This window comes from Micromonospora sp. NPDC049275, assembly GCF_043197115.1.
Classification (GTDB): Bacteria; Actinomycetota; Actinomycetes; order Mycobacteriales; family Micromonosporaceae; genus Micromonospora.
Window position 1 is genome coordinate 142,258 of the sequence record NZ_JBICSN010000005.1, and the last position, 24,031, is coordinate 166,288.

The following is a 24,031-nucleotide window of genomic DNA, read 5'->3' on the forward strand; positions in this document are numbered from 1 at the left end:
GGCAATAACTTCATGATCAACGGGATGGGGTTGGGGTGGCGGTGCGCAGGCTGCCGTGTTGGACGGCACGGCTGATGTCGCTGGGGGAGACGATCCCGGTCAGACGACCGTCGTCGCTCACCACCAGGGCGCGGCCGTCGGCGCACTCGCTGAGCCGGGGCAGCAGGTCGTTGAGCTGTTCCCCCGACTGCGCGAGGACCAGCTGGTCGGCCCGGCAGGCCACCTCGGCCAGCGTGGTCGACGCCCGCCTGTCGGCCGGTACGCCCCGGACCCGGTCCAGGGTCACGAGACCGGTCGGCCGGCCCTCCTCGGTGAGCGGCAGCGCCGAGTGCCGGTACGCGAAAAGGTAGTGGTCGACGAAGTCGGCGACGGTCATGTCCGCCGAGGCGGTCTGCGGCTGCGGCGTCATCACGTCGGCGACCCGGATTCCGCGCAGCGCGCTTCCGGCGCGGGCCTGCCGCTCCTCCGTCCCGGCGGCGCCGATCAGGAACCAGCCGATCAGCGCCAGCCAGAGCCCACCGAAGCCGACCCCGGACAGGAACTGCCACAGCCCGAGGCCGATGAGCAGCGCGCCGAGCACCCAGCCGGCGCGCGCCGCGACCACGGAGGCCCGAGCCCGGTCGCCGGTGGCCTTCCACACCGCGGCCCGGAGCAGCCGACCCCCGTCCAGCGGCGCGGCCGGAAGCACGTTGAAGACCGCCAGCAGCACGTTGATGCCGGCCAGCCACGCGATCGCGCCGAAGAGCAGCCCACCCTGCCCGGCCAGCGCGAGCAGCAACGCGATGGCACCGAAGAAAGCCCCGAGCAGCAGGCTGACCAGCGGACCGACACCCGCGATCCGCAGCTCCGCGCCGGGGTCGCGCGGCTCGCCCCGCAGCTCGGCCACCCCGCCGAACAGCCAGAGCGTGATGCCGTCGACGGTCAGCCCGTTGCGCTGGGCCACCACGGCGTGCGACACCTCGTGGGCGAGCAGGCCGACGAAGAAGACCACCGCCGCGGCCAGACCGGCGACTGTGTACGCCACCGGCGAGCGGTCGGGGTACGAGCGGGGGAACTGGTTCGCGGCCAGCCCCCACGCGATGAGCGCGAAGATGACCAGAACGCTCCAGTTGACGCCGACCGGCACCCCCGCGATCCGGCCAAGCCGGAAACTGGCCCTCATCCCACCGAGATACCCCGCTCAGCCCCGCACATGCCGAGCAATGAGCACGTCGCTGTGATCAACTCCGGTTGCATGAAGTCGGCGTGTCCTGGCGTCAGGAATGCCCCGACTTCATGGAAGACGAGATCGTGCTGCTGTGGGTCGCCGGGTCAGCGGCGGGGGGCTTCGCTGGTGATGGTCGCCTCCCGGGGCAGCGCCGCCGCGCGCAGCGCCCAGTCCAGCGCGTAGTCGGCAATCTGTTCCCAGCCGTCCTGCCCGACCGTGAAGTGCGACCGGCCGGGGAACTCCTCGTACGCGGTGAGAGCCCGGGACTTCTGGTAGAGGCCCGCGTTGGCGCGGACCACCGACGCCGGCACCACGTGGTCCTCTCCGCCGGCCATCAGCAGCAGCGGCGCGCGGTCGTCGCGCCCGACGTCGACGCGGGCGGGTGAGCGCGGGTCGAGGTTGGCGAACGCGCCCTCGAAGAACACCCGACCGGCGCCGGGGACGGCGTAGCGCTGCCAGGCCCGGTCGGAGTCCGCGCGGCTCATCGTGTTGCCGAAGGCGTAGGCGAAGTCGTCCGCGGTGAACGGGACGGCCCTGCTCCGGTTGGCGGGGCTGCGCAGGATCGGGAAGCCGGAGCGCAACTGGCTCAACGGCACCTTGAGCACCCCCTTCGCGGCGGCGGGATGCACCCCGACCACTGCCGCGCCCAGGCCGCGGTCGGCGAGGACCTGCGCGAACAGGCCCCCGAACGAGTGCCCCATGATGATCGGCGGTTGGGGCAGCGCCCGGATGATCCGGTCGTAGTGGGCGACGATCGTGGCCATGCTCTGCTGGGCGATCGGGGTGGGATCGTCGCGCAACTGCTCCACGGACCGGTCCATCCCGGGCCAGGCGGGGGCGATGACGTGCATGCCGCGCGCGGTGAACCGCTCGATCCACCCCTGCCAACTGCGCGGGGTCATCCAGAGTCCGTGGATCAGCACGACCGTGTCGACCCGACCCTGCGGCGTGGCACCCATCGCGTCCTCCCGGTGTCGCGTGTCCGGCCGCGCGCTTACCCGCTGCCGCGCCCGGAATTCCTCCCCTCGCGGCCCGGCCGGAGGGCGCGGACACCGCGCGGCGACGGCGCATTGCCCCTGACAAATGTCACGGCCGGAACGTGACGGCCGCTCCGGGAGCCCCGGCCCCCGACGCCGGAGCATCTATGCCATGACCAGTACGCATCCGGCCGTCGAGCTGAACGGCCTCACCAAGACCTTCGGTACGGTCACCGCGGTCGACGGGCTGAGCCTGCGGGTGCAGCCCGGCGAGGTGGTGGCGTTCCTCGGCCCCAACGGGGCGGGCAAGACCACCACCATCGACATGCTGCTCGGCCTGGCCCGCCCGGACGCGGGCACGGTCCGCATCCTGGGTGGCACCGCCGACGAGGCGGTGGCCCGGGGTCGGGTCGCCGCCGTCCTCCAGACCGGCGGGCTGCTCAAGGACCTCACGGTGGGCGAGACCGTGCGGATGACCGCCCACTTCTACCGGCACACCCGCCCGGCCGCCGAGGTGCTGGAGCGCGCCGGCATCGCCGACATCGCCGACCGGATCGTCGGGCGGTGCTCCGGCGGCCAGCAGCAACGGCTGCGTTTCGCGCTGGCCCTGCTGCCGGACCCGGACCTGATGGTGCTCGACGAGCCGACCACGGGCATGGACGTCGAGGGCCGCCGGGACTTCTGGCAGGCCCTGCGCCGCGACGCCCGCGACGGCCGGACCGTCATCTTCGCCACCCACTACCTGGACGAGGCGGACGCGTACGCCGACCGGATCGTGCTGGTCCGGCAGGGACGAATCGTCGCCGACGGCACCACCGCGGAGATCAAGAACCTGGCCGCCGGCCGTACGGTGCGGGCCACCCTGCCCGGCGCCGACCAGGCGGCGCTGGCCGCGCTGCCCGGCGTGGACGCCGTGGAGGTACGCGGCGACAGCGTGCTGGTGCGGACCGGCGACTCGGACGCGATCGCCCGCCACCTGCTCACCCGGACCGCTGCCCGGGACGTGGAGATCACCTCCCGCAACCTCGAAGACGCCTTCCTCGCCCTGACCACCGAGCGCATCGGAGCCTGAGATGTCCACCCTGCCGGCCACCCCCGCCGTCACCCGCACCGATCGACCCGACCAGCCCGACCGTCGGCTGCCCGCGATGGGTGGCTTCGCCCCGGCCGTCCTCGGCATCGAGCTGCGCCGGGTGCTGCGCAACCGCCGTACGCTCGCCTTCACGCTGATCATGCCGGCGGTCTTCTTCCTCATCTTCGGCCTGCCGCAGCGGGGGCAGATGCTTGACAACGGGCGGCCCGTGACGGCGTACGTCATGATCAGCCTCGCCGTGTACGCGGCGATGGTGGCGACCACCAGCGCGGGCGGCGCGGTGGCCACCGAGCGGGCGTTGGGCTGGAGCCGGCAGCTGCGGCTCACCCCGCTGCGTCCGCCCGCCTACGTGGCCACGAAGGTGGCCACCGCGATGACCCTCGGCCTGCTCGCGGTCGTCATCGAGTTCGTGGTGGGCGCCGCGGCCGGTGTCCGCCTCCCGCTGTACGTCTGGCTGCTGTCCGGGCTCGCCGCGTGGATCGGCTCGCTGGTCTTCGCCGCATTCGGTCTGTTCATCGGCTACCTGGTGCCGGCCGAGAACGTCATGCAGTTCATCGGGCCGATCCTGGCGGTGCTGGCCATGTTCGGCGGCCTGTTCGTGCCGGTCGAGGTGCTGCCGCACGTGCTCCAGCAGGCCGCGAAGTTCACCCCCGTGTACGGCATGGGTGAGCTGGCTCGCGCCCCGCTGACCGGCGACGGGGTCAGCATGGCCGGGTTGGCCAACATTGTCTTCTGGACCCTGGCCTTCGGCATCGGCGCGGCCCGGCTGTTCCGCCGGGACACCGCTCGGGTCTGACTTCCGCGACCGCTAGCGTTAAGCCGATGGACTCCCTGACGGGTCAGCCCCGACCGGTGAGCCGCCGATGGCGGTTCACCGGTTGGCTGCTGGCCGCCGTGTGGCTGTTCTTCCTCAACGTGCCGATCTCCACGGCGCTGGACCAGGCGCAGCCGTGGCGGCGAATCGTCGGCGTGGTCACCCTCTTCGTCTTCGGCCTGGGCTACGTGCTGCTGTTCCAGTGGGCCCGTCACCTGCGTGAGCACCTTCAACCGATTCCGCCACGACGGGCCGGGATCGCGCTGTTGGGCTTGGTGGCGGTTGGTTTGGCCAGCATCCCGGGCACCGCCGGGGACTGGACGGCCACGCTTGTGTTCGTGGCCGCGTCCGCGGTGTTCCTGCTGTCGGCGACGCAGGCGCTTGTCATCGTGGCGCTCTGCGCACTGATTCCCCTGGTGGGCGCCTGGCTGGTGCCGAGCTGGACGGGGGAGAGCACTGTCACCGTCGCGGTGGTGCTCGCCTCGTTCGCCATGTTCGGCGTGTCCCGTCTCGCCCAGCGAAACAGCGAACTCCGGGCCGCCCAGCAGGAGATCGGCCGGCTCGCGGTCGCCGAGGAGCGGGCCCGCGCCGCCCGCGACCTGCACGACATCCTCGGGCACTCGCTGACCGTGGTGGCGATCAAGGCCGAGCTGGCCGGGCGGCTGATCGAGGTCGACACCGCCCGGGCGGCCGCCGAGATCGCCGAGGTGGAGAGGTTGGCGCGGGCGGCGCTGGCCGACGTGCGGCAGACCGTCGGGGCGTACCGGGAGGTCACCCTCGCCGGGGAGCTGGCCGGCGCGCGGTCCGCCCTCGCCGCTGCGGGCATCGCGGCGGAGTTGCCGGCCGAGGTGCCGGAGCTGCCCAGGGAGTGGGACCGGCTGTTCGGCTGGACGGTACGGGAAGGGGTGACGAACGTGGTCCGGCACAGCGGCGCGCGGTGTTGCACGATCCGGGTGCGCCCGGACGGGGTCGAGGTGAGCGACGACGGCCGGGGGCCGTCCACGCCGGACGCCGATGCCGCCGGGTACGGGCTTGTCGGCCTGCGGGAGCGGGCCCGCCGGCTGGACGCCGTGGTGACCGTGGGGCGCCGGTCCGACGATGGCGGCAGCGGCTTCCTGCTGCGGGTGCACGCCCCGGCGGAGGCCCGGTGAGCGCGGCGTCCCCGCCGATCCGGCTGCTGCTCGCCGACGACCAGGCGCTGGTGCGGGGCGCGCTGGCCGCGCTGCTCTCGCTGGAGCCGGACCTGACCGTCGTGGCCGAGGTCGGCCGCGGCGACGAGGTGGTGCCCGAGGCGCTCCGCAGTGCCCCCGACGTGGCCCTGCTGGACGTGGAGATGCCCGGCCTGGACGGGATCGCCGCCACCGCCGCGCTGCGGGCCGCGCTGCCGGCCTGCCGGGTGCTGGTGGTGACCACGTTCGGTCGGCCCGGCTATCTGCGCCGCGCCATGGAGGCCGGCGCGAACGGTTTCGTGGTCAAGGACACCCCGGCCCGGCAGCTCGCCGACGCGGTCCGCCGGGTGCACGCCGGCCTGCGGGTGGTGGACCCGACGCTGGCCGCGGAGACCCTGGCCACCGGGGCGAGCCCGCTGACCGAGAGGGAGACCGAGGTGTTGCGGGCGGCCCGGGCCGGCGGCGCGGTCGCCGAGTTGGCGAAGGCGCTGCACCTGTCCGAGGGGACGGTGCGCAACCACCTCTCGGCGGCGATCGGCAAGACCGGCGCGCGTAACCGGGCGGCGGCAGTCCGCATCGCCGAGCAGAACGGCTGGCTGCTCGGCGACTGAGCGGCGCCGCTCAGGCGGTCGGCGGCGGGGTGGGGAGCTGGTCGACCACCACCAGGCTGCTGCCGGGCCGGACCTCGGCGAGCAGTTCCCGCTGGCCGCTGCGGGTGACCCGGATGCAGCCGTTTGTGGTGTTCTCGCCCAGGTCGTCGTCGTTGTACCAGGTGTGCAGGCCGATGTGCGCGCCGCGCAGCCCGGTGGGCACCGCCTCCGGGTCGTCGGGCACCGAGCCGAGGGCGTAGATGTCCACCCCGCCGTAGACCTCCTCCGGCGGTGGGGTGCGGCCCAGGACGAACGTCCGACCGAGCGGCGTCTCCTGCCCGGACTGGCCGAGGCTCGTCTCCCAGGAGCGCACCGCCTTGCCGGCCCGGTACCAGGTGAGCCGGTGCGCCTTGCGCTCCACCACGATCTGGTCACGCAGCGCCACCGTGTCGAACCCGCCGGGCGGGAGCCAGGCGAGACGCCTGTTGGCCGAGGGCAGCAGGACTGCCGTCCAGCCGACCCGCCGCTGCGCTATCGGCACGGTCAGCTCGACACCGGCGAGCGTCGGTTCGAGGAAGGCAAGCGGCCGTCCGCCTGGCGCGTCGTACGCGGCGATCTTCCGGGTCGGGTGCACGCCCTCGGTCAGCGCCGTGGTGTCCATGGTGGCCGGGTCGGCGGGGAAACCCTTGGGCGCGGGGTCGTAGTCGAGCACCGGCAGACCGGCCGGGGCGGGCGCGGCCGGCGGGACGGACTCCTCCGGGCCCTGCTCGATGCTGCTCGGCGTCGGGTCGGCTGCCACGGGTCGGTCGGGGTTCGTCGAGCGCGGGGTGAGGGCCTGGCCGACAAGCAGCGCGGTGATGAGCAGGGCGGCCACGGCGACGGCGGTGACCACCCAGGCACCCCGGCGACGGTACGGGGACATTCGGTCAAACGGCACCAAACCACTTTATGTCGATGGGTGGTTCGGGGCCCCCGGTTCGCCGATACCCGGGGACCCCGACGCTCAGACCCGCGCGCCGATGTGGATGGCCACCGCGTCGTGCGCCGGCACGTTCGCGGCGAACCAGCCGTTACCGTCCACCGTGATCACCGGCCCGCTGCACGTGCCGCCGGCGTACGTGCCGTGGATGACGTCGCAGTACCGGCCGGCGGGCAGCCCGGTGTAGTACGAGCGGCCGTTCACGGCGGAGTCCTCGTCGTTGAGCGTGACGAAGCCCTTGCCGCCGCGGCTGAACGCGATGTGGTTGTTGCCGTTGTCGTACCAGTTGGCCATGGCGGCACCCTCGGTGGCGTTGCGGAAGCCGACCATGTTGGCGATCACCGGCCAGCGGTGCTCGCACTCCCAGCCGGAGTAGCAGGTGGTGTTGAGCGTCTTGTTCGCGCCGTCCGAGGGCGGTCCGGCGTCGCGGTCGCTGAAGGTGTAGCTGGACATGACCGTCGGCGAGCCGTACGGCCAGGCCAGCATGAAGGCGTTCGCCAGGGCGTAGATGCCCCGGTCGCGGTAGGTCAGCACGCCGCTGCTGTCGCGCTGGGTGTCGTGGTTGTCCACGAACACCGCGGCCGAGCCGGTGGGCAGGTGCCCCCAGCCCTCGCCGAAGTTGCGCAGGTACGCCAGCTTCTCCGAGCGGAACACCCGGGCCAGGTCCTTGCCGTAGCGGAACTCGTGCACGTCGCCGTTGCCTGTGTACTCGGTCGGCCCGACCGGCTCGCCGCCGCCGTAGATGACCTCCTGCACGACGTACGCGGAGCGGGACAGCTTGCCCTTGATCGCGGCGATGTCGGCGGCCGGCATGTGCTTGCTGGCGTCCAGCCGGAAGCCGTCCACGCCGAGCGAGAGCAGGTCGTTGAGGTACGACGCGATCTTCGTACGGACGTAGTCCGACTCGGTCTTCAGGTCCGACAGGTTGACCAGTTCACAGTTCTGCACCTCGTACCTGTCGTTGTAGTTGGCGATGTCGTCGCCGCCGTTGCGCCCGCAGTGGTGGAAGTCCTGGGTCTGGTAGATGCCCGGGTAGTCGTAGTGCGCGTATGACGAGCCGGCCCAGCCGGTGCCGCCGTTGTCCTGACCGGACATGTGGTTGATGACGGCGTCGACGAGCACCTTGACGCCTGCCGCGTGGCAGGTGTTCACCATCGACTGGAATTGGGCCCGGGTGCCCTTGCGGGACTCGATCCGGTAGCTGACCGGCTGGTACGCCAGCCACCACTGGTTGCCCCGCACGTGCTCCTGCGGGGGTGAGACCTGGACGTAGCCGTAGCCCTTCGGGCCGAGCGTGCTCTGGCACTCGCTGGCCACCGACGGCCAGTTCCACTCGAAGAGCTGGACGATGACCTTCTTGGCGCCGGACGGGCTGGCGGCGGCCGGGGGCGCCGTCGCGGTGAGGGGGACGAGCAGGCTGGCGACCAGGCCGAGGGCGAGGATCGCCGAGCCGCGTCGACGTCGGTGCATCGGGACTCCTGACGGGGAGCGGGGGGTGGGGGTGGCGGTGCGGTGGGGGAGCGCAGCGGCTGCTCGAATCTTGCAACCCATGCTGAAATTTGCCGAAAGGTTACAAGCGTGTTGCAACGGCTGTCAATGCATGGATGGCGGTCGCTGTCCACGGTGGCCGCCACACGCGTCCCGATGCCTGTCGGTTCGATCCAGCCCAGAAATTTCCCGCCCCGGGTGATCCGCTCGCCCCGCCGGCCCGTACTGGATGGGGGAGCAGGGGTCGGCCGGTGGTACGCCGCCGCGAGACGATCGAGGAGCAGATGGCCCGGGCAAAGCAGAACGAGAAGGCCACCGAGGTCCGGACCAGCACCAGCAGTCGGGGGGTGCGGACCCGGTCGCGCTCGGCGACGACGTTGCTGATCGCGTCCGTCCTCGCCGGGCTCTGGGCGGCGACCATGCTGACCGGCGCCGGCCAGACGGCGTACGCGTACGGCTTCTTCTTCACCGAGTTCTTCGCCGGGGTGGTCGCCCTGGTGTCGTTGAGCCTCACGGTGATGCTGGGCCTGCTCGCCACCGACCGCCTGGTGCTGAGCATCTCGCACCGAGTGCTGATGCAGTCGGCGCACCGCGCCACGGGCGTCCTGGGCGCGGCAGGGCTGCTCTTCCACGTCCTCACCAAGATTGCCACCGGTCGGGCGGCGGCGACCGACTCGCTGGTGCCGTTCGTCGGCGGCCGGGGCCTCTACGTCGGCCTCGGCACGGTGGCGGCCCTGCTCATGGTCAGCGTGATCTGGACCGGCATCATCCGGGCCCGCTTCGCAGGCGTCGGTCCGAAGTGGCTGTGGCGGTCGCTGCACTCCACCGCGTACCTCGCGTGGCCGTTCGCGGTGCTGCACGGCCTCAACGCCGGTCGGGCCGCGAAGTCCTGGGTGGTGCTCAGCTACCTCGCCTGCATCCTGTTCGTCGTGCTGGCGCTGCTGGTCCGACTCTCGGTCACCATCGGCCGGCGCAGCCGGGAGCAGCACCAGGCCGCCGTGCGCAACGCGGTGCTGGCCGGGCGGGCCACCGAGGAGGGCCGCGGCCGGTCGCTGCTGGCCGGCCTGAGCCGCCGCCGCGACACAAGCGAGGACAAGCGCCCGGCCTGGGCCGAGGCCACCACCGCCACCTGGACGGCGCCGGCCGGCCCGCGGCGGCGCGACCCCGAGCGGTTCACCGTTCCGGTGGTGCCCGAGCCCGGTTCGCTCGCGGAGCCGGCCCGGCCCAGCCGACGGCGGCGCGACGAGGCGCCGGCCGCCCGGCAGGACGCCGACCGGCCGACGCGTGGGCGGCGCGACGAAGCGGAGACCACGACCCGCCGGTCGAGCCGGCGTAGCGTCGAGGAGGAGGTGGCGCCGGCGACCCGGCGGCGCACGTCGCGCACCCGTGATGGGGACGAGGAGGCCGCCCCGACCCGGCGTCGTCGCGCCGAGGAGCCGGCCGCCGAGCGGAGCAGCCGCCGGTCCCGCTCCGAGGACGAGGGCACCCGGTACTCGGCGCCGCCCCGACGGGCCGTCGAGGAGCCCGAGGAGCCGTGGGACAGCCCGCGCCGCTGGCAGTCCGCCGAGCCGATCTCCGCCGGTCCGATCTCGGCGAGCCCCATCTCGGCCGGTCCGATCTCGGCGAGCCCCATCTCCGCCGGTCCGATCTCGGCGGCGCCGCGCAGCGGCAGCGGCCGGCACAGCGCCGAGGACGACCTGCCGGAGGAGCCGGACTACTGGCGTCCGCCGGCGCGGTACGTCCCCGAGGAGGTGCCGCCGCCCGTCGACGACACCCCGACCCTCGTCGACCTGGCGTCGCGGCGAGCCCGACGGGCCGCCGGCGAGGGCCGGTCCGCGAAGCGCCGCAAGGCAAGCGCGGACGCCGTGGACGGGGCGTACTGGGCCGGGCTGCGGGGTGAGGCGAAGTGATGCGGACCGCCGTACCACCTGTCGCCTGTGTGGGCGAACCCCGGCTGACCGCCGGCTTCGCCGAGTACGGCCGCCTCGACCTGCTCGCGCACGAGGAGGTGCACGGGCCGATCGGCCCGATGGAGCCCGCGCAGCTGCTCCGACTCGTCGAGGGCATGCAGCTCAAGGGCAAGGGCGGGGCGGGCTTCCCGTTCGCCCGCAAACTGCGCGCGGTGCTGGAGTCCTGCGAGCGGCAGGACCTCGCCGCCGTGGTGGTCGTCAACGCCTCCGAGGGCGAGCCGGCCAGTTGGAAGGACAAGGTGCTGCTCACCCGCGCCCCGCACCTGATCCTCGACGGCGCGGCGCTCACCGCGTACGCGCTGGACGCCGAGGAGATCGTGATCGGCGTGGCCGACGACGGTGTCGGGCGGGACTCGCTCATGGAGGCCCTCGCGGAGCGCCGGATGCCGGTGCCGACCACCATCGTCACGGTGCCGCACCGGTTCATCTCCGGCGAGGGCGGGGCGCTTGTCAACGGCATCAACGGACTGCCGCACATCCCTCCGGGCACCAAGAAGCGCTCCAGCGACTCCGGCGTCAGCGGCCTGCCCACCCTGCTGTCCAACGCAGAGACGTACGCCCAGCTCGCCGTCGGCGCGCGGCTCGGCCCGTACGAGTACGCGGCCCTGGGCACCGACGACGAGCCGGGCACCGTGCTGCTCACCGTTACCGGCGCGGCGGGCCGTCCGGCGGTGGTGGAGTGCACGGCCGGCATGCCGTTGCGCGACGTTCTCGACCTGTGCGAGGTCCCGGACGTCCAGGGCATCCTGATGGGCGGCTACCACGGCAAGTGGATCACCCCGGAGGCGGCGGAGAAGGCCGAGGTCTCCCGCAGGGGCCTCGCCGCGGTCGGCGGCACCCTCGGCGCGGGCATCATCATCCCCATCGGCGTCGACACCTGCCCGCTCGGTGAGGCCGCCCAGGTGGTGCGCTACCTGGCCGGGGAGTCCGCCGGCCAGTGCGGCCCGTGCAAGATGGGTCTGCCGGACCTGGCCCGCGCGGTCGACCTGGCCGTGGCCGGCAGCCAACCGGCCGACGTGGTGCGGGCCGCGGCCGGCGAGGTCAAGGGCCGGGGCGCGTGCAGCCACCCGGACGGCACGGCCCGCTTCGCCCTCTCCGCGATCGAGGTCTTCGCCGACGACCTGCGGCTGCACAGCACCGGGGACGGCTGCGGCCGGCGGGTCAAGGGCGTCATGGGGCTGCCCGGCGCGCCCGACCCCAACCCGCAGAAGCTCACCCTGGACTGGTCCCGCTGCGACGGGCACGGTCTCTGCGCGCACGTGGTCCCGGACTTCATCCGGCTCGACGGCAACGGCTACCCGGCGTTCCCGGCCACGCCCGTGCCGACGTGGCTACGCGAGGGCGCACTGAAGGCCGTCAAGGTCTGCCCGGAACTCGCCCTTCGCCTCGCGAAGGCCGAGTAGGGAAGGGCACCGACCACCACACCTGTCGAACGGAGCTGCGGATGCGCAAGCCGATCGGGCGGACAGCGGCGGCGTACGCGCCCCGCACCGCCGTCGCGGGGGCGCTCGTCGCCGCCCTGCTCGCCACGGCGTCCTGCACCGGCACGGTGCCGCCCGACGCCACCGCCGCCGGGACCGCGCCGGCCCCGACCAGCTCCCCGGCCACCCCGGCTGCCCCCACGACCGGCTCGCCGTCGGCCGCGCCCGCCCCGGTCCCGGACATCCTGCGCTTCACCGGGACCACCCTCACCGGCAGCGCGTTCGACGCGACGCGACTGGCCGGCCGGCCGGTGGTGCTGTGGTTCTGGGCGCCGTGGTGCGCCACCTGCGCCAGCCAGGCGTGGACGGTGGCCGAGATCGCGCCCCGCTACCGGGACACCGTTCCGATCGTCGGCGTCGCCGGGCTCGGCGAGCAGCGGGACATGAAGAACTTCGTCAGCGAGTTCGACCTCGGTGACATGCCGCAGATCGACGACCGCAAGGGCACGCTCTGGAAGCGGTTCACGGTGACCGAGCAGAGCATCTTCGTGATCATCGATCGGGACGGCAGGATCGTCCACCAGGGCTTCCTGGACGGTGAGTCGCTCACCGCCCGCGTCGCCGCCCTGGCCGGGGCGTGACCGCCCCGCTGCTGCTCGCGCTGACCGCCGGCATGCTCGGCGCGGTCAACCCGTGCGGCTTCGCGTTGCTGCCCGCGTACCTCTCGCTGTTGGTCGCCGGAGCGTCGGACGCCCGCGGCGCGGTCGGCCGCGCGCTCACCGCGGCGGCCGGGCTCACAGTGGGGTACGTGGTGGTCTTCGGCGCGTTCGGCCTGGCGCTCGCGCCGCTGGCCGGCTGGCTGCGTCCCCGGCTGCCGTGGCTGACCGTGGCGCTCGGTCTGCTGCTGCTGGTGGCCGGCTGCTGGCTGCTCGCCGGTCGGCGGCTGCCCGCTCCCGGCTGGTCGGCCCGCGCGCCCCGGCTGACGAGGTCCTGGCCGTCGATGGCGCTGTTCGGCGCGGCGTACGCGCTCGCCTCGCTCGGCTGCGCCATCGCACCCTTTCTGGCCATCGTGGTGACCAGCCTCCAGGCCGGCTCGACCGGGCGCGGGCTGGCCCTGTTCGGCGCGTACGCCCTCGGGATGGGTCTGGTGGTCGCGGTCGCCGCGCTCGGTGTGGCGCTGCTGCGCGACGGGCTGGTGGCCCGGCTGCGCGTCGCCGGCGCGTTGGTGCCCCGGCTCAGCGGCCTGGTGCTGCTGCTCGCCGGCGGCTACGTCGCCTGGTACGGCTGGTACGAGCTGCGGCTGGCCGCCGGCCACCGCGACGCCCGACACGACCCGGTGATCCAGGCGGCAACGAAGGTCCAGCAAACCCTGGCCGACGCCGTCGACACCCTGGGCCCCACGGTGCTCCTGGCCACCCTGGCAGCCCTGCTGCTGGCAGCCCGACTCCCACGGCGCCGCCGCCACCGCCCCCTCGGCGTCGATCATGAAGTTATTGCCGCGACACGCCGAGGTGAGGGGCAATAACTTCATGATCGACGGCCGGATCAGCGCGGGGTCAGGCGGTCTGTTCCCAGGCGGTCCTGGAGGACCTTCGGGATCAGGACACTGCCGTCGGCCTGCTGGTACTGCTCCAGGATGGCCGGGAAGAGCCGGCTCGTGGCCAGCGCCGAACCGTTGAGCGTGTGCACGAAGCGGGTCTGCTTGGCGCCCGGCTCGCGATAGCGGATGGCCGCCCGGCGGGCCTGGTAGTCGCCGGCCCAGGAGACCGACGACACCTCCTTGTACTTGCCGGTGCTCGGCATCCACACCTCGATGTCGAGGGTCTTCTTCATCGAGGCGCTCGCGTCACCGGCCGACAGCAGCGTGCGCTGGTAGTGCAGACCCAGCCCCTCCACCAGGCTCTCGGCGTGGGCGAGCATCTCCTCCAGTGCCGCGTCGGCCTGCTCCGGCAGCGTGAACTGGAAGATCTCCACCTTGTTGAACTGGTGGCCGCGCACCGTGCCGCGCTCGTCCGAGTGCGACCCGGCCGACTCCCGCCGGTAGCAGGGCGTGTACGCGAATGCCTTCAGCGGCAGCTTCGTGGTCTCCAGGATCTCGTCCTGGTACGCGCCCAGGATCGCCGTCTCCGACGTGGGCAGCAGGAACTGTCCACGTGGCGCGGAGTCGGCGTCCAGGTGGTAGACGTCGTCGTAGAACTTGGGGAACTGGCCGGCGGCGAAACCCGCCGAGTCGAGCAGCAGATGCGGCGGGAGCAGGAACTCGTACCCGGCCTTGATGTGCTGGTCGACGAAGTAGTTGAGCAGCGCCCACTCCAGCCGCGCGCCGACCCCCGTGTAGATCCAGAAGCCGGAGCCGCCGAGCTTGACCCCGCGCTCGTAGTCGACCAGCCCCAGCGCGCGGGACAGCTCCACGTGATCGCGGACCTTCTCGATCACCGGCGGCTCGCCGAAGGTCTTGACGACCCGGTTCGCCTCCTTGCCACCGGGCAGGACGTCGTCGCTGGGCAGGTTCGGCAGCTCGCTCATCGCGTCGCGCAGCCGGGCCTGCACCTCGTCCAACTGGGACTCCAGGTCGGCGAGCTGCTTACGCTCCCCCTCCGGGGCGGCGACCTGCGGCTCGGTGCCGGCGCGCTTGGCCTGCGCGTACGCGCGGGCCTCGGCCTTGCGGCGCTGCCGGTCGGCATCGATCTCCGTGATCAGGGCGCGTCGTTCCTGGTCGAGTCGCTGGATCTCGTCCAGGGCCCGATCGACCTCGGCGGGATCCAGACGCTTCGCCAGCGCGGTCGCCACCGCCTCGCGATCCTTCCGGATCAACTCCATGTCGAGCATGCTGCTCCGTACGCCTCCGTCCGGGGTTCACTGAACCAGCAGATGTTACCGTCGCGCACGTTTCCACCCCACTACGGGGAGCGCGACCGGTTTCTACAGCCGGATCGGCATCAGCACGGAGAAGGTGTCCTCGTCGTCGGGCCGCCGCACGGCCAGCGGGGCGATGGGGCCGTCCACCTCCAGCACCAGTTGCGGGCCGCCGGCCGCGTCCAGCGCGTCGAGCAGGTACCGGCCGTTCACCCCGAACCGCAGCCCGCTTCTCCGCTCGGCGGCCGGATCGGCCGTGGACAGCTCCGCGGCCGGGTCGGCCGTGGTCAGCTCGGCGGGGTGCAGCAGGCGCAGGCCGCCGGAGTCGTCGAGACCGAGGACGGACACCGCCAGCGGCGTGCCGGCGTACTCGCGGGCCAGCGTGGGTGCCGCCGGGTCGCGCAGCGCCGCGCGCAGCGCCACCACGTCCACCGGGATGCGGTACGCGGCCGGCCGCTCGCCGACCGCCTCGCGCAGGAGCCGACGGTAGTCGGGGAAGTCGTACGGCAGGGCGGTGCCGGTAAGCGTCCGACCGGCCACCTCGGCCCGCAGGTCGACGCCGGCCACGGTGAGCCGCACCGGCCGGGCATCGGCGGTGTCGAGCAGCAGGCGCAGCCGGTCGACGAGATCCACCGGCACGAGCACCCGCGCGGGCGGCCCGTCGACGACCGCGCCGGCCCGGGCCAGCGCGAGCCGGTGCCTGTCGGTCGCTACCAGCCGCACGCCGTCCGGCTCGACGTCGAGCAGCATCCCGGACAGCGCCGGCAGCTCCGGGTCGACGCCGACGGCGAAGCGCACCGCGTCGAGCGCGGCTGCCAGTTCGGCGGGGGAGAGCAGCAGCGTGGTCACCGTCGTGGGCGTGGGGTCGACAAGGGCCCGGAGCCGGCCGATCTCGCGGCGGGCGTCGGCCAGCCCGTCGACCAGCCGGCGCAGGTGCGCGTCTAGCAGTAGGTGCACCTCGGCAGGCTCGGCGCGGACGGCGGCGGCGATCTCGGGCACCGGCATGCCGACCCGACGCAGCCCCGCGACCAGCCGGGCCGGGCCGATCTGCTCGTCGGTGTACCAGCGGTAACCCGTCACCGGGTCGACCAGGGCCGGCGTCAGCACCCCCGCCGAGTCGTAGAAGCGCAGCGCGCTGACGGTCAGGCCGCTGGCCCGGGCCAACTCGCCGATGCTGTGCAGGTCGCTCACCACGCCGGGCATCCTGCCCCCTCGACCTGGTCGAGGGTCAAGCCGCCGGCTCCGCGTCCCGTGTCGCCGCGTCCGGTCTGGCCGCCGCAGGCGGTGTCGGGGCGCTCTCGTCCCGCTTCAGCACCCGGAAGGTGAGCCCGGCCCGGACCAGCCGGTCCAGCAGCGCGTCACCCATCGCGGTGACCGGCGTGAGCTGGCCGGCGGTTGGCGGCAGGTCGTCGAGCGCCAGGCACAGCGCCGACTCGGCGAGCATCTTCGCCGTCTCGTCGTAGCCCGGGTCGCCGCCCGCGACCTCGGTGACCACGTGTCGCCCGCCGCCGGTGCCGACGAACCGGACCCGGAACCAGGACGACGCCCGCCGCTGCGGGGTCGGGCCCTGCCCGGAGGCGAGCCGCCCGAGCAGCCACCGCCGGGTGGGCGGCACCTTCACCAGACCGACAAGCGCGCCGAGCCCCACCGCGCTGACCAGCACGGTCGGCAGCCGCTTCACGGCGGCGAAGTGCCGGTAGCGGAAGTCCGGGCCGTACTCCGGGCGGGCCGCAGCCGAACGCCTGATCACCTGCGGGTCGATGGTCGGCAGCGGCACGGTCCAGATGCCCAGCTCCGCCGATCGGGCCAGCTTGCCGGGCACCGCCCGGACCCGACGGTCGGCGGGGCGCGGCTCGACCGCCCGGCGGGCCCGGGAGGCCCGGCTGGCCTCCCCGGTCCGGGCGAACGCGGTGAGCGCGGAATGGTACGTCCCGGCGGAGAACCGGCCACCGGCGCGGACGTAGCCGTCGACGGTGATCGGGACGTCGGCCGGCAGTTGCTTGACGGTGAACCAGACGCCCAGGTCGTGGGGGATGGAGTCGAACCCGCAGGCGTGCACCAGCCGAGCGCCGGTGGCGGTCGCCTCGGCGTGGTGGCGGACGTACATGAGGTCGACGAACTCCGACTCCCCGGTGATGTCCAGGTAGTCGGTGCCGGCCCGGGCGCAGGCCGCGACCAGGGGCTCCCCGTGGTGGACGTACGGGCCGACGGTGCTGGCGACCACCCGGGCGCTCTCCGCCACGGCGCGCAGCGACCCTGCGTCGGTCACGTCGGCGGTGAGCAGCGGCAGGTCGCCGAGCGTGGGATCGATCGCGGCGAGCCGGTCGCGCACGGCGGCGAGGCGATCCGGGTTGCGCCCGGCCAGCGCCCACCGCAACCCGGGCGGCGCGTGTCGGGCCAGGTACTCGGCCGTCAGCCCGCCGGTGAAGCCGGTCGCCCCGAACAGCACCACGTCGTACGCCCGCTCGCCAGCCATCCCCCGAGTCTGCCACCCGCCATCGCCAAGCGCCGATCGGGAACGCCTGTCACGGCGTGAACACGGCCCGGACGCAGCCGTCGGCGCGGTCGCGGAACAGCGCGTACCCGCGGGGGCCGTCCTCCAGTGGCAGCCGGTGGGTCGCCAGGTGCTCGGTTCGCAGCTCGTCGCGGGCCATCCGGTGCAGCAGCATCGGCACGTCCCGCAGGTCCGGTCGGCGCGACCCCCGCACCGTGAGCCGCTTGTCGGTCACCGCGCCCAGCGGAAACGTGTCCACGTGCCCTTCGGCCCCGCCGAGCACCACCACCACGCCGTCCTTGCGGCAGGCGTGCACCGCCTCGCGCACCGCGTCCGGGCGGTCGACGTCCCGGCCGGCCAGCCGATCGACCACCGACCGCGTCGGCGGTACGCCCACCGCGACCACGCACACGTCCGGGCCGCGCCCACCGCTGCGCTCCCGCAGCTCCGCCGCGACGTCGGTGCGGCGGTAGTCCAGCGGCTCCGCCCCGGCGTGCCGCTCGGCCATCCGCAGCCGGTCGGCGTACCCGTCGACGACGAGCACCCGGGCGGCACCGCGCAGCGTCGCGGCGCGAGCGGTCACCTGACCAACCGCGCCCGCGCCCCAGATCGCCACCACGTCGCCGGGCCGCACCTCGCCCAGCTCGGCCGCCAGCCAGCCGGTCGGTGCCACGTCGGCGGCGAACAGCGCCCGGTCGTCGCCTACCGCGTCCGGCACCCGGAACGCGCCCACGTCCGCGTACGGCACCCGGACGTACTCGGCGTGCCCGCCCGCGAAGCCGCCCGCCGCCCGGGGCCGGCCGAAGCAGCCCACGTCGGAACGCCCCCGGTCCGGATCGACGCTCGCCACGTCGGGGCCGCCGTTGTCGCAGCAGGAGTGCCGTCCCCGGCGGCAGTACCAGCAGCCGCCGCAGGCCACACTCGCGCCGACCACCACCCGGTCGCCGACCCGGTGTCGCCGGACGGCGGGACCGGCCTCGACCACCTCGCCCAGGAACTCCGCCCCCAGCACGTCACCGGTGCGCAGCAGCGGATCCCGACCGGCCAGCAGCGGCAGGTCGCCGCCGCTGGTGGCGCTCTGGCGGACGCGGATGATGACGTCCCGCTCGTTACGCAACTCCGGGTCGGGCACCTCGCGTACCGCCAGCTCGTCGGCGGCCACCCAGCACAGCGCCCTCACCCGCGGACCGTCCGGCGGTCCAGCGCCGAGCGGTCCGCGCGCAGCACCTCGCCGGCCTCCACGCGCTGCTTGACCTGACGCAGTGTCCGGCGGACCAGCAGCCGCGGGTCGTCACCGACCAGATGCGCGGCCAGGCCGGCCGCCGCGGCGGCGTCGGCCAGCGGGCGGGCGGCCAGCTCGGTGCCCCGGTCACCCGGCGCCGGCCGCATCCGCACCTCGACAACGCCGTCCAGATGGCGCAACGGCTCCGGCCACCGGCCGTCGGGAAGGACCTGCTCCGGGGGCCGGTCCACCGTCACGACCTCCCAGCCGGCCGCCGCGTCGCGGTCCGCGCCGGGCCGGCGGCGCCTTCTGGGTACGCGCGCCAGCCGCGCCGCCCCGACCCGCACACCGCCGCCGACGACGGATCTCGCCCGCGCCAGCCGTCTGATCGGCCCCATCGGTCCTCCCGGTCCAAGTCCGCCGATCGTCTGTCGCGCCCGGGTGAAGCGGGCTCGCCCGGAAGGGGTGAACCGGTCCCCGCCGGGTAACCGCTCGCCGACCGGGGGTGGAACGCGTCGGTGGGGGTGGGGCCGGGTGCCGGAACAGCAGGATCGCGCGCGGATCGGCACGGCACCCGAACGCCGGGAGGAGCAGCGGCCGCTCCTGGCGTCCCGGCTGACCCCGACCGTGCCGCCCGAGCCGGTGGTGGCCCGGCCCCGCCTGCTGCGCCGCCTCGACGAGGGCCGCGCCGGGCCGGTCACCCTGGTCGCCGCGCCCGCCGGCTGGGGCAAGACCACACTGCTCGCCTCCTGGGTCCGGCTGACCGAGCCCGGGCCCGCGCCCTCGCCGGCCTGGGTCTCGGTGGAGGCCGGCGACGACGGCGACCGGCTCTGGGCGTACCTGGCTGCGGCGCTGCGCACCGCCACCGGGGCGGCCGACGACGACCTGGTGACACCGCTGCCCACCGGCCCACCACGCCCCGACCAGCTGGAACTCCTGGCGGCCGGCCTCGCCGCCGCCGAGCAGCCGGTGCTGCTGGTCCTGGACGACCTGCACCGGATCACCGACCCGGCGGCGCTGACCGGACTGGAGTTCCTGCTGCGGCACTCCGAGCAGCGGCTGCACCTGGTGATCGGGGCGCGGGCCGGGCTGCCGCTGGCCCTGCACCGGCTGCGCCTCGCCGGTGAGCTCACCGAGGTCGGCCCGGACGAGTTGGCCTTCACCGACGACGAGGTGGCCGACCTGCTGACCGCGCACGGCGCGGCACTGCCGGCGGCCGCGGTGCGTCGGCTGCGCGAGCGCACCGGGGGCTGGCCGGCAGCGCTGCGGATCGCCGCGCTGGCGTTGCGCGATCAGCCCGACCCGGAGCGCTGGGTGGGGCAGTTCGGCGGCGACCAACCGGAGATCGCCGGCTATCTGCACGAGGAGGTCCTGGCCGCAATCGACCCGGCCGACCGGGACCTGCTGCGCCGTACGGCCCTCGCCGAGACCGTCTGCGCCGACCTGGCCGAGGCGTTGACCGGCCGCGCGGACGCCGGGCGGGCCCTGGCCGACCTGGCCGGGGCCGGCGGCCTGCTGCACCCGGAGGGCACCCGCCCGCCCTGGTACCGCTGTGACCCGCTGCTCGCCGACCTGCTCCGCGCCGAGCTGGCCCGGCTGCCCGCCGACGAGGTGCGGGAGCTGCACGTGCGGGCGGCCGACTGGTACGCCGGCGCCGGCCGCCCGGTCGACGGGCTGCGGCACGCCCTCGCCGCCGGTCGGTGGAACCTGGCCGGCGACCTGTTCGTCGCGCACTGGCCCGAGTTGACCCGCTACGACAGCGATCCGGTCACCGAGACGTCATCGTCCCCGCCGCCGTCCCCGCCGCCGGAGGTGGTGCGGGCCGACCCGGAGGTCGCCCTGGCCTGCGCCGCCGAGCGGGCGTACGCCGGTGACCTGCCCGCTGCCGCCGGCCACCTGCGCACCGCCGCCGGGTACGCCGGCGCGCTGCCCGTGCCGCGACGGGACCGGTTCCTGCGGTTGGCGACGGCCGTGGAGCTGACAGTGGCCCGGCTCGCCGGTGACCTGCCGCAGGCGCGTGTCGCCGCCGCCCGGCTGCTCCGTACCCGCCCGACCGACGGCTCAACGGATCGTCAGGCCTCGCGGCCGGAGCGCGCGCCGGCCGGCCCACCAGGTCGTCAGGCGTCGCCGCCGGGGCGCGCGCCAGCCGGCCCACCGGCTCGTCAGGGCGCGCGGGGTCCGGCGCGCGCGGAGGCGGGCTCGTCGGAGCGTCGGGCGGCCGGTATCGCCACCGGCTCGGACGCCGACGACGCCGACCTGCGGGCCTTCACGGGCACCGCGCTCGGTCTCGTCGAGCTGTCCGCCGGCGGGCTGCCCGACGCGCGGTTCGTCCGGGCCCGGGCGGCGGCCCGGGAGGCCGGTCGGCCGCGCACCGAACTCGTCGGGGCCAGCCGGTCGGCGCTCCTGCTGGCCGTTCGCGGTGACCTGCGCGCGGCCGAGGTGGCGGCCCGCGACGCGCTGGAGATGCCGTCCTGCCGGGGCTGGTCCTGCCGGCTCGACTGCGGCTACGCGTACCTGGCGTTGGCCGTCGTGGCCGTGCATCGTGACCAGCCCGAGGAGGCTGCCGCGAACCTCGCGCTCGCCGCCCCGGCAACCGGCGCTGCCGCCGCTGTGGGGCTGGCCGGCGCTGCGGCCATGAACAACGCGACCGGCGCGATCGGCGCGGCGCGCGGCGCGGACGGCGTCGCGGGGGCGGGTCCGCCGGACCGGTCCGGACCGGGCGGGGAGCCGGTGGCGGCAGCGGTCTTCGCGCTGTGTCGCGCGTGGCTGGACCGGGACGTCGGCGACCTGGCGGGCGCCCAGCGGCTGCTCGCCCGCGCCCGGGAGGCCCTGCCCGACGGGCCGGCCGCCGCCGAACTGTCGAGTCTGGTGCGGGCGGCCGAGGTGGAGACGCGGGCCGAGCGAGGTGATCTGGACGGTGCCCGGGACCTGCTGGCCGATGTCACAGGCGACCCGGCCACGCCGGCGCTCGACGTGGCACTGAGCCGGGTGGAGTTGCGGGCCGGCGATCTGGGCGCTGCCGGGCGGGCGCTGCCGGACTGGCAGGCCCCGCCCGCCGCCGCCTGGCCCCTTCCGGTACGCCTGGACGCCGGCCTGCTGGAGGCGGTGCTCGCCGAGCGGGCCGGGGACGGACGCCGGGCCGGGCGCGTCCTGGAGCAGGTGCTGGACCTGGCCGGCCCGCAGGGCTGCCGACGAGCGTTCACCAGGGCTCAGCCGTCGGTGCGGGACCTGCTGGCCGCTCACCTGGATGCGGGAACCGCGCACTTCTCGCTCGTCAGCGACCTGGTCCGGGGCGTCGAGGAGAGCGCCCCCCGGCCGGCGGCCGAGCCCGGTGGCCTGCTCGACGAGCCGCTCACCGAGCGGGAGCTGACCATCCTGCGGTACCTCCAGAGCATCCTGTCCAACGTGGAGATCGCCGCCGAGCTGTCGCTGTCGGTGAACACGGTGAAGACGCACGTGCGAAACATCTACCGCAAGCTCGGCGCGACCCGCCGGCGCGAGGCGGTCCGGCGGGCGCGCGAGCTGCGGCTGATCTGAGCGGCTCAAGAGCCGCCCGGATCGGCCGCCACGGTCAGGCGTTCGCCGCCGCGTCCACGGCCGCCAGCAGGTCGGGCAGGTCGTACCCGCCGTCGTGCCGGACGTCGTTGACGAAGAGCGTCGGCGTGCCGTTGACCCCACTGCGGATACCGCCGACGAAGTCCCGGCGGACCCGGTCGGCGAACGTCCGGCGCTCCACCTCGCCGTTCAGCTCGTCCGGCGGCAGCCCGAGCTGCTCGACACCGAGCGAGAGGTGCACCGGGTCCAGCTGGTCCTGGTGCTCGTACAGCCAGTCGTGCATCTCCCAGAACTTCCCCCGCGCCGCGGCGGCCTCCGCCGTCTCCGCCGCCCGCTCGGCGTACGGGTGGACGTTCGCGATGGGAAAGTAGCGGTAGACAAGCCGTACCGTGTCGGCGCGTTGACGCAGCAACTCGTGCAGGTTCGGGTACGCGGCGCCGCAGAACCGGCACTGGAAGTCGCCGTACTCGATGACTGTCACCGCGGCGTTGGACGGCCCGCGGACGTGGTCCTCGACGGTCACCGGCTCCCGGAGCCGGGCGGTGACCTGAAGTGGGGTGGTCATCCGGCCATCACCTTTCGATCGCGAGCGAGGTTGTCCAGCGCGTCGAAGATTCCGTCCGCGCCCGGGTTGACGTCGGGGGCCGACAGGTAGCTCCACGCCACCGTCCCGGCCTGGTCGAGCACCACAAGCGCGCGGGCCGCCTCGCCCCGCGGGGTGTACGCGCCGTACCGGCGGGCCACCTCACCCTTGGGCTCGAAGTCGGACAGCAGCGGGAAGGTGATGCCCTGGCTCTCGGCGAACGCCCGGTGCGACCAGGCGCTGTCCACCGAGATGCCGAGCACCATCGCCTGGTACTGGTCGAACACCGGTGCCGCCGCCTGGTAGAGCGACATCTGGTCCCCACAGACGGGGCTCCAGTCGGCGGGGTAGAAGGCGAGCACGACCGGGCGACCCCGGAACTGCTCGGGGCCGGTCTGGCGCCCGTCCGGAGTGCTCGGCAGGGTGAAGCCGGGCGCGGGGCGCCCGGGTTGGATCAGCCCGTTCGGATCACTCATGCACCCAGCCTGCTCCCGGGACGGGTGAGGCCGGCTCACCCGTCCCGGGTGGTTCCGCGCTGCCGGTGGCGCTGACGCCACCTCGTCCGGCGTCTGCCAGCCGGCGTTGACCCGACAGCCGTCGGCTCAGCGCAGAACCGGTGCGACAGCGATGTGGTTCTGGACCTCCCGGACGCCAGGCGCGGACCAGGCCACCTGCTCCACCTCGGCGCGTTCGGGCATCGAGTGCACCAGTCCGCCGAGTACGGCCGTGTCGCCGTGCACCCGGACGGTGATCCGCTCGGCCTCGGTGGCGCCGGCTCGGGCCAGCGCGTCCACGATCCGGCCGGCCAGGTTCGCGCCGTCCGGCGGCGCGCTCGGCCGGACGGTGATGCCGTTGCTCACCCCACGCACGCCGGTGAGGCGGCCGACCGCCCGTTCGGCGGCCCGGCGCTGGTACTCCCACTCGACGTCACCGTGCAGCGTCACCCAGCCGGCCGAGACGGTGACCTGGAGTTTCTCGATGGGCACGAACGCGTCCCACTCCAGGGCGTTGCCTGCCGCGGCGGCCAGGTCCGGGTCGGCGCGCTCGTCGCTGCCGGACAACTGCACGGTCAGGTCGTTGGCGACCGCCCGGACCCCGACCACGCGGTGCGCGGCCCGTTCCCCGGCCCACTTCTTCGCATAGCTGTCCACCCGCCCGGTCAACGTGACGACGCCCTCGGCGACGGTCACGCCGATCTCGTGCGGCTGCACCCGGGGTTCCCAGGTCAACTCGTCGAGTACGGCGGACTGGATGTCCTGGTCGGTACGCGTGATCGTCGCGATGGCCATCGGCCCTCCCTCCGCTGCGTGCACTGGCTGGCGGACCGGGTGACGACAGTGGCCGGCAGGCCCGCCGGGATCCGATCGTGCCGGTCACGCGGGTGAGCGGGCCTCACCCGATGCGGGCGACCGACCCGCCGGACCTGCCCGCGCTGCCCGTCGACCGGGTACCGCCGTCGATGATGGGAGCGCTTCCATAGCGGCGTCGAATCGGTTAAGGTGAGCAAGTTCCTCGATTGCGGGAGCCTCGCGTCGGGTGGTTGGAGCCAGGGCAAGCTCCGATCCGTCCCCCGCGTCGTCGTCCGTCCCCCGGGCCGCGACGCGCCACGTTCG

The 24,031-nt window shown here is 74.2% G+C and carries 21 protein-coding genes; 9 read left to right on the forward strand and 12 right to left on the reverse strand.

The window, feature by feature from the left end:
* Window positions 1–16 precede the first annotated feature (16 nt).
* Both ACGFIE_RS17980 and ACGFIE_RS17985 read right to left on the reverse strand, forming a co-directional pair.
* Window positions 17–1,162, reverse strand: coding sequence for a site-2 protease family protein (locus tag ACGFIE_RS17980; RefSeq protein WP_393295921.1), 1,146 nt, complete (start codon window positions 1,160–1,162; stop codon window positions 17–19).
* A 149-nt stretch (window positions 1,163–1,311) separates the two neighbouring features.
* Complete coding sequence (locus tag ACGFIE_RS17985) at window positions 1,312–2,166, reverse strand: alpha/beta hydrolase (RefSeq protein WP_393295923.1); 855 nt, start codon at window positions 2,164–2,166, stop codon at window positions 1,312–1,314.
* Window positions 2,167–2,356: 190 nt separating this feature from the next.
* Here ACGFIE_RS17985 and ACGFIE_RS17990 point away from each other — a divergent pair, with 190 nt between their 5' ends.
* From ACGFIE_RS17990 to ACGFIE_RS18005, 4 genes are read left to right on the forward strand one after another with little or no spacing between them, the layout of a single operon-like run.
* Window positions 2,357–3,256 carry an ABC transporter ATP-binding protein gene (locus ACGFIE_RS17990; protein WP_393295925.1) on the forward strand — a complete coding sequence of 300 codons (900 nt, stop codon included), beginning with the start codon at window positions 2,357–2,359 and terminating at the stop codon, window positions 3,254–3,256.
* A gap of 1 nt (window position 3,257) precedes the next feature.
* Window positions 3,258–4,073 carry an ABC transporter permease gene (locus ACGFIE_RS17995; RefSeq protein WP_393295927.1) on the forward strand — a complete coding sequence of 272 codons (816 nt, stop codon included), beginning with the start codon at window positions 3,258–3,260 and terminating at the stop codon, window positions 4,071–4,073.
* A gap of 26 nt (window positions 4,074–4,099) precedes the next feature.
* Window positions 4,100–5,242: a histidine kinase gene (locus tag ACGFIE_RS18000; protein WP_393295929.1), complete on the forward strand. Its 1,143-nt coding sequence runs from the start codon at window positions 4,100–4,102 to the stop codon at window positions 5,240–5,242.
* A complete protein-coding gene (locus ACGFIE_RS18005) occupies window positions 5,239–5,871 on the forward strand; it encodes a response regulator (RefSeq protein ID WP_393295931.1) in 633 nt (210 codons plus the stop codon). The genes ACGFIE_RS18000 and ACGFIE_RS18005 overlap by 4 nt, the downstream gene beginning before the upstream one ends.
* Window positions 5,872–5,881: 10 nt before the next feature.
* Here the strand turns inward: ACGFIE_RS18005 and ACGFIE_RS18010 are convergent, their stop codons facing one another.
* Together ACGFIE_RS18010 and ACGFIE_RS18015 are read right to left on the reverse strand one after the other, a co-directional pair.
* On the reverse strand, window positions 5,882–6,787 hold the full coding sequence (locus tag ACGFIE_RS18010; RefSeq protein WP_393295933.1) for a L,D-transpeptidase: 906 nt from the start codon (window positions 6,785–6,787) through the stop codon (window positions 5,882–5,884).
* 66 nt (window positions 6,788–6,853) lie between these two features.
* On the reverse strand, window positions 6,854–8,299 hold the full coding sequence (locus tag ACGFIE_RS18015; protein WP_393295935.1) for an alpha-amylase family protein: 1,446 nt from the start codon (window positions 8,297–8,299) through the stop codon (window positions 6,854–6,856).
* Between the two features lie 269 nt (window positions 8,300–8,568).
* On the opposite strand from ACGFIE_RS18015, the gene ACGFIE_RS18020 reads away from it, so the two are divergent.
* Genes ACGFIE_RS18020 through ACGFIE_RS18035 form a run of 4 tightly spaced genes read left to right on the forward strand, consistent with a single transcriptional unit; the run spans window position 8,569 to window position 13,233 of the window.
* The gene (locus ACGFIE_RS18020; RefSeq protein WP_393295937.1) at window positions 8,569–10,227 is read left to right on the forward strand and encodes a hypothetical protein; all 1,659 of its coding nucleotides are present in this window, start codon (window positions 8,569–8,571) and stop codon (window positions 10,225–10,227) included.
* A complete protein-coding gene (locus ACGFIE_RS18025) occupies window positions 10,227–11,690 on the forward strand; it encodes an NADH-ubiquinone oxidoreductase-F iron-sulfur binding region domain-containing protein (RefSeq protein ID WP_393295939.1) in 1,464 nt (487 codons plus the stop codon). The genes ACGFIE_RS18020 and ACGFIE_RS18025 overlap by 1 nt, the downstream gene beginning before the upstream one ends.
* A 41-nt stretch (window positions 11,691–11,731) precedes the next feature.
* Window positions 11,732–12,349, forward strand: a complete 618-nt coding sequence (locus tag ACGFIE_RS18030; RefSeq protein WP_393295941.1) for a TlpA family protein disulfide reductase — start codon at window positions 11,732–11,734, stop codon at window positions 12,347–12,349.
* Window positions 12,346–13,233 (forward strand): cytochrome c biogenesis CcdA family protein, encoded by an 888-nt coding sequence (locus tag ACGFIE_RS18035; RefSeq protein WP_393295943.1) that lies wholly within the window; start codon window positions 12,346–12,348, stop codon window positions 13,231–13,233. The genes ACGFIE_RS18030 and ACGFIE_RS18035 overlap by 4 nt, the downstream gene beginning before the upstream one ends.
* A gap of 20 nt (window positions 13,234–13,253) precedes the next feature.
* On the opposite strand, the gene serS is transcribed toward ACGFIE_RS18035, so the two are convergent.
* The 5 genes from serS to ACGFIE_RS18060 form a co-directional block, all read right to left on the reverse strand.
* The gene (gene serS / locus ACGFIE_RS18040; protein ID WP_393295945.1) at window positions 13,254–14,537 is read right to left on the reverse strand and encodes a serine--tRNA ligase; all 1,284 of its coding nucleotides are present in this window, start codon (window positions 14,535–14,537) and stop codon (window positions 13,254–13,256) included.
* Between the two features lie 93 nt (window positions 14,538–14,630).
* Window positions 14,631–15,767: a MerR family transcriptional regulator gene (locus ACGFIE_RS18045; RefSeq protein WP_393295947.1), complete on the reverse strand. Its 1,137-nt coding sequence runs from the start codon at window positions 15,765–15,767 to the stop codon at window positions 14,631–14,633.
* Between the two features lie 25 nt (window positions 15,768–15,792).
* Window positions 15,793–17,040: a saccharopine dehydrogenase family protein gene (locus tag ACGFIE_RS18050; RefSeq protein ID WP_393295949.1), complete on the reverse strand. Its 1,248-nt coding sequence runs from the start codon at window positions 17,038–17,040 to the stop codon at window positions 15,793–15,795.
* A 49-nt stretch (window positions 17,041–17,089) separates the two neighbouring features.
* Entirely contained in the window at window positions 17,090–18,238 is a 1,149-nt protein-coding gene (locus tag ACGFIE_RS18055; RefSeq protein WP_393295951.1) for an alcohol dehydrogenase catalytic domain-containing protein, read from the reverse strand.
* A complete protein-coding gene (locus tag ACGFIE_RS18060) occupies window positions 18,235–18,669 on the reverse strand; it encodes a hypothetical protein (protein ID WP_393296391.1) in 435 nt (144 codons plus the stop codon). The genes ACGFIE_RS18055 and ACGFIE_RS18060 overlap by 4 nt, the downstream gene beginning before the upstream one ends.
* A gap of 76 nt (window positions 18,670–18,745) precedes the next feature.
* On the opposite strand from ACGFIE_RS18060, the gene ACGFIE_RS18065 reads away from it, so the two are divergent.
* On the forward strand, window positions 18,746–21,817 hold the full coding sequence (locus tag ACGFIE_RS18065; protein WP_393295953.1) for a LuxR C-terminal-related transcriptional regulator: 3,072 nt from the start codon (window positions 18,746–18,748) through the stop codon (window positions 21,815–21,817).
* Between the two features lie 34 nt (window positions 21,818–21,851).
* Here the strand turns inward: ACGFIE_RS18065 and ACGFIE_RS18070 are convergent, their stop codons facing one another.
* The 3 genes from ACGFIE_RS18070 to ACGFIE_RS18080 form a co-directional block, all read right to left on the reverse strand.
* Window positions 21,852–22,400 carry a thioredoxin domain-containing protein gene (locus ACGFIE_RS18070; protein ID WP_363683426.1) on the reverse strand — a complete coding sequence of 183 codons (549 nt, stop codon included), beginning with the start codon at window positions 22,398–22,400 and terminating at the stop codon, window positions 21,852–21,854.
* A complete protein-coding gene (locus ACGFIE_RS18075; protein WP_393295954.1) occupies window positions 22,397–22,894 on the reverse strand; it encodes a redoxin domain-containing protein in 498 nt (165 codons plus the stop codon). The genes ACGFIE_RS18070 and ACGFIE_RS18075 overlap by 4 nt, the downstream gene beginning before the upstream one ends.
* Window positions 22,895–23,020: 126 nt before the next feature.
* A complete protein-coding gene (locus ACGFIE_RS18080; protein ID WP_393295956.1) occupies window positions 23,021–23,707 on the reverse strand; it encodes a BON domain-containing protein in 687 nt (228 codons plus the stop codon).
* Window positions 23,708–24,031: the final 324 nt, after the last annotated feature.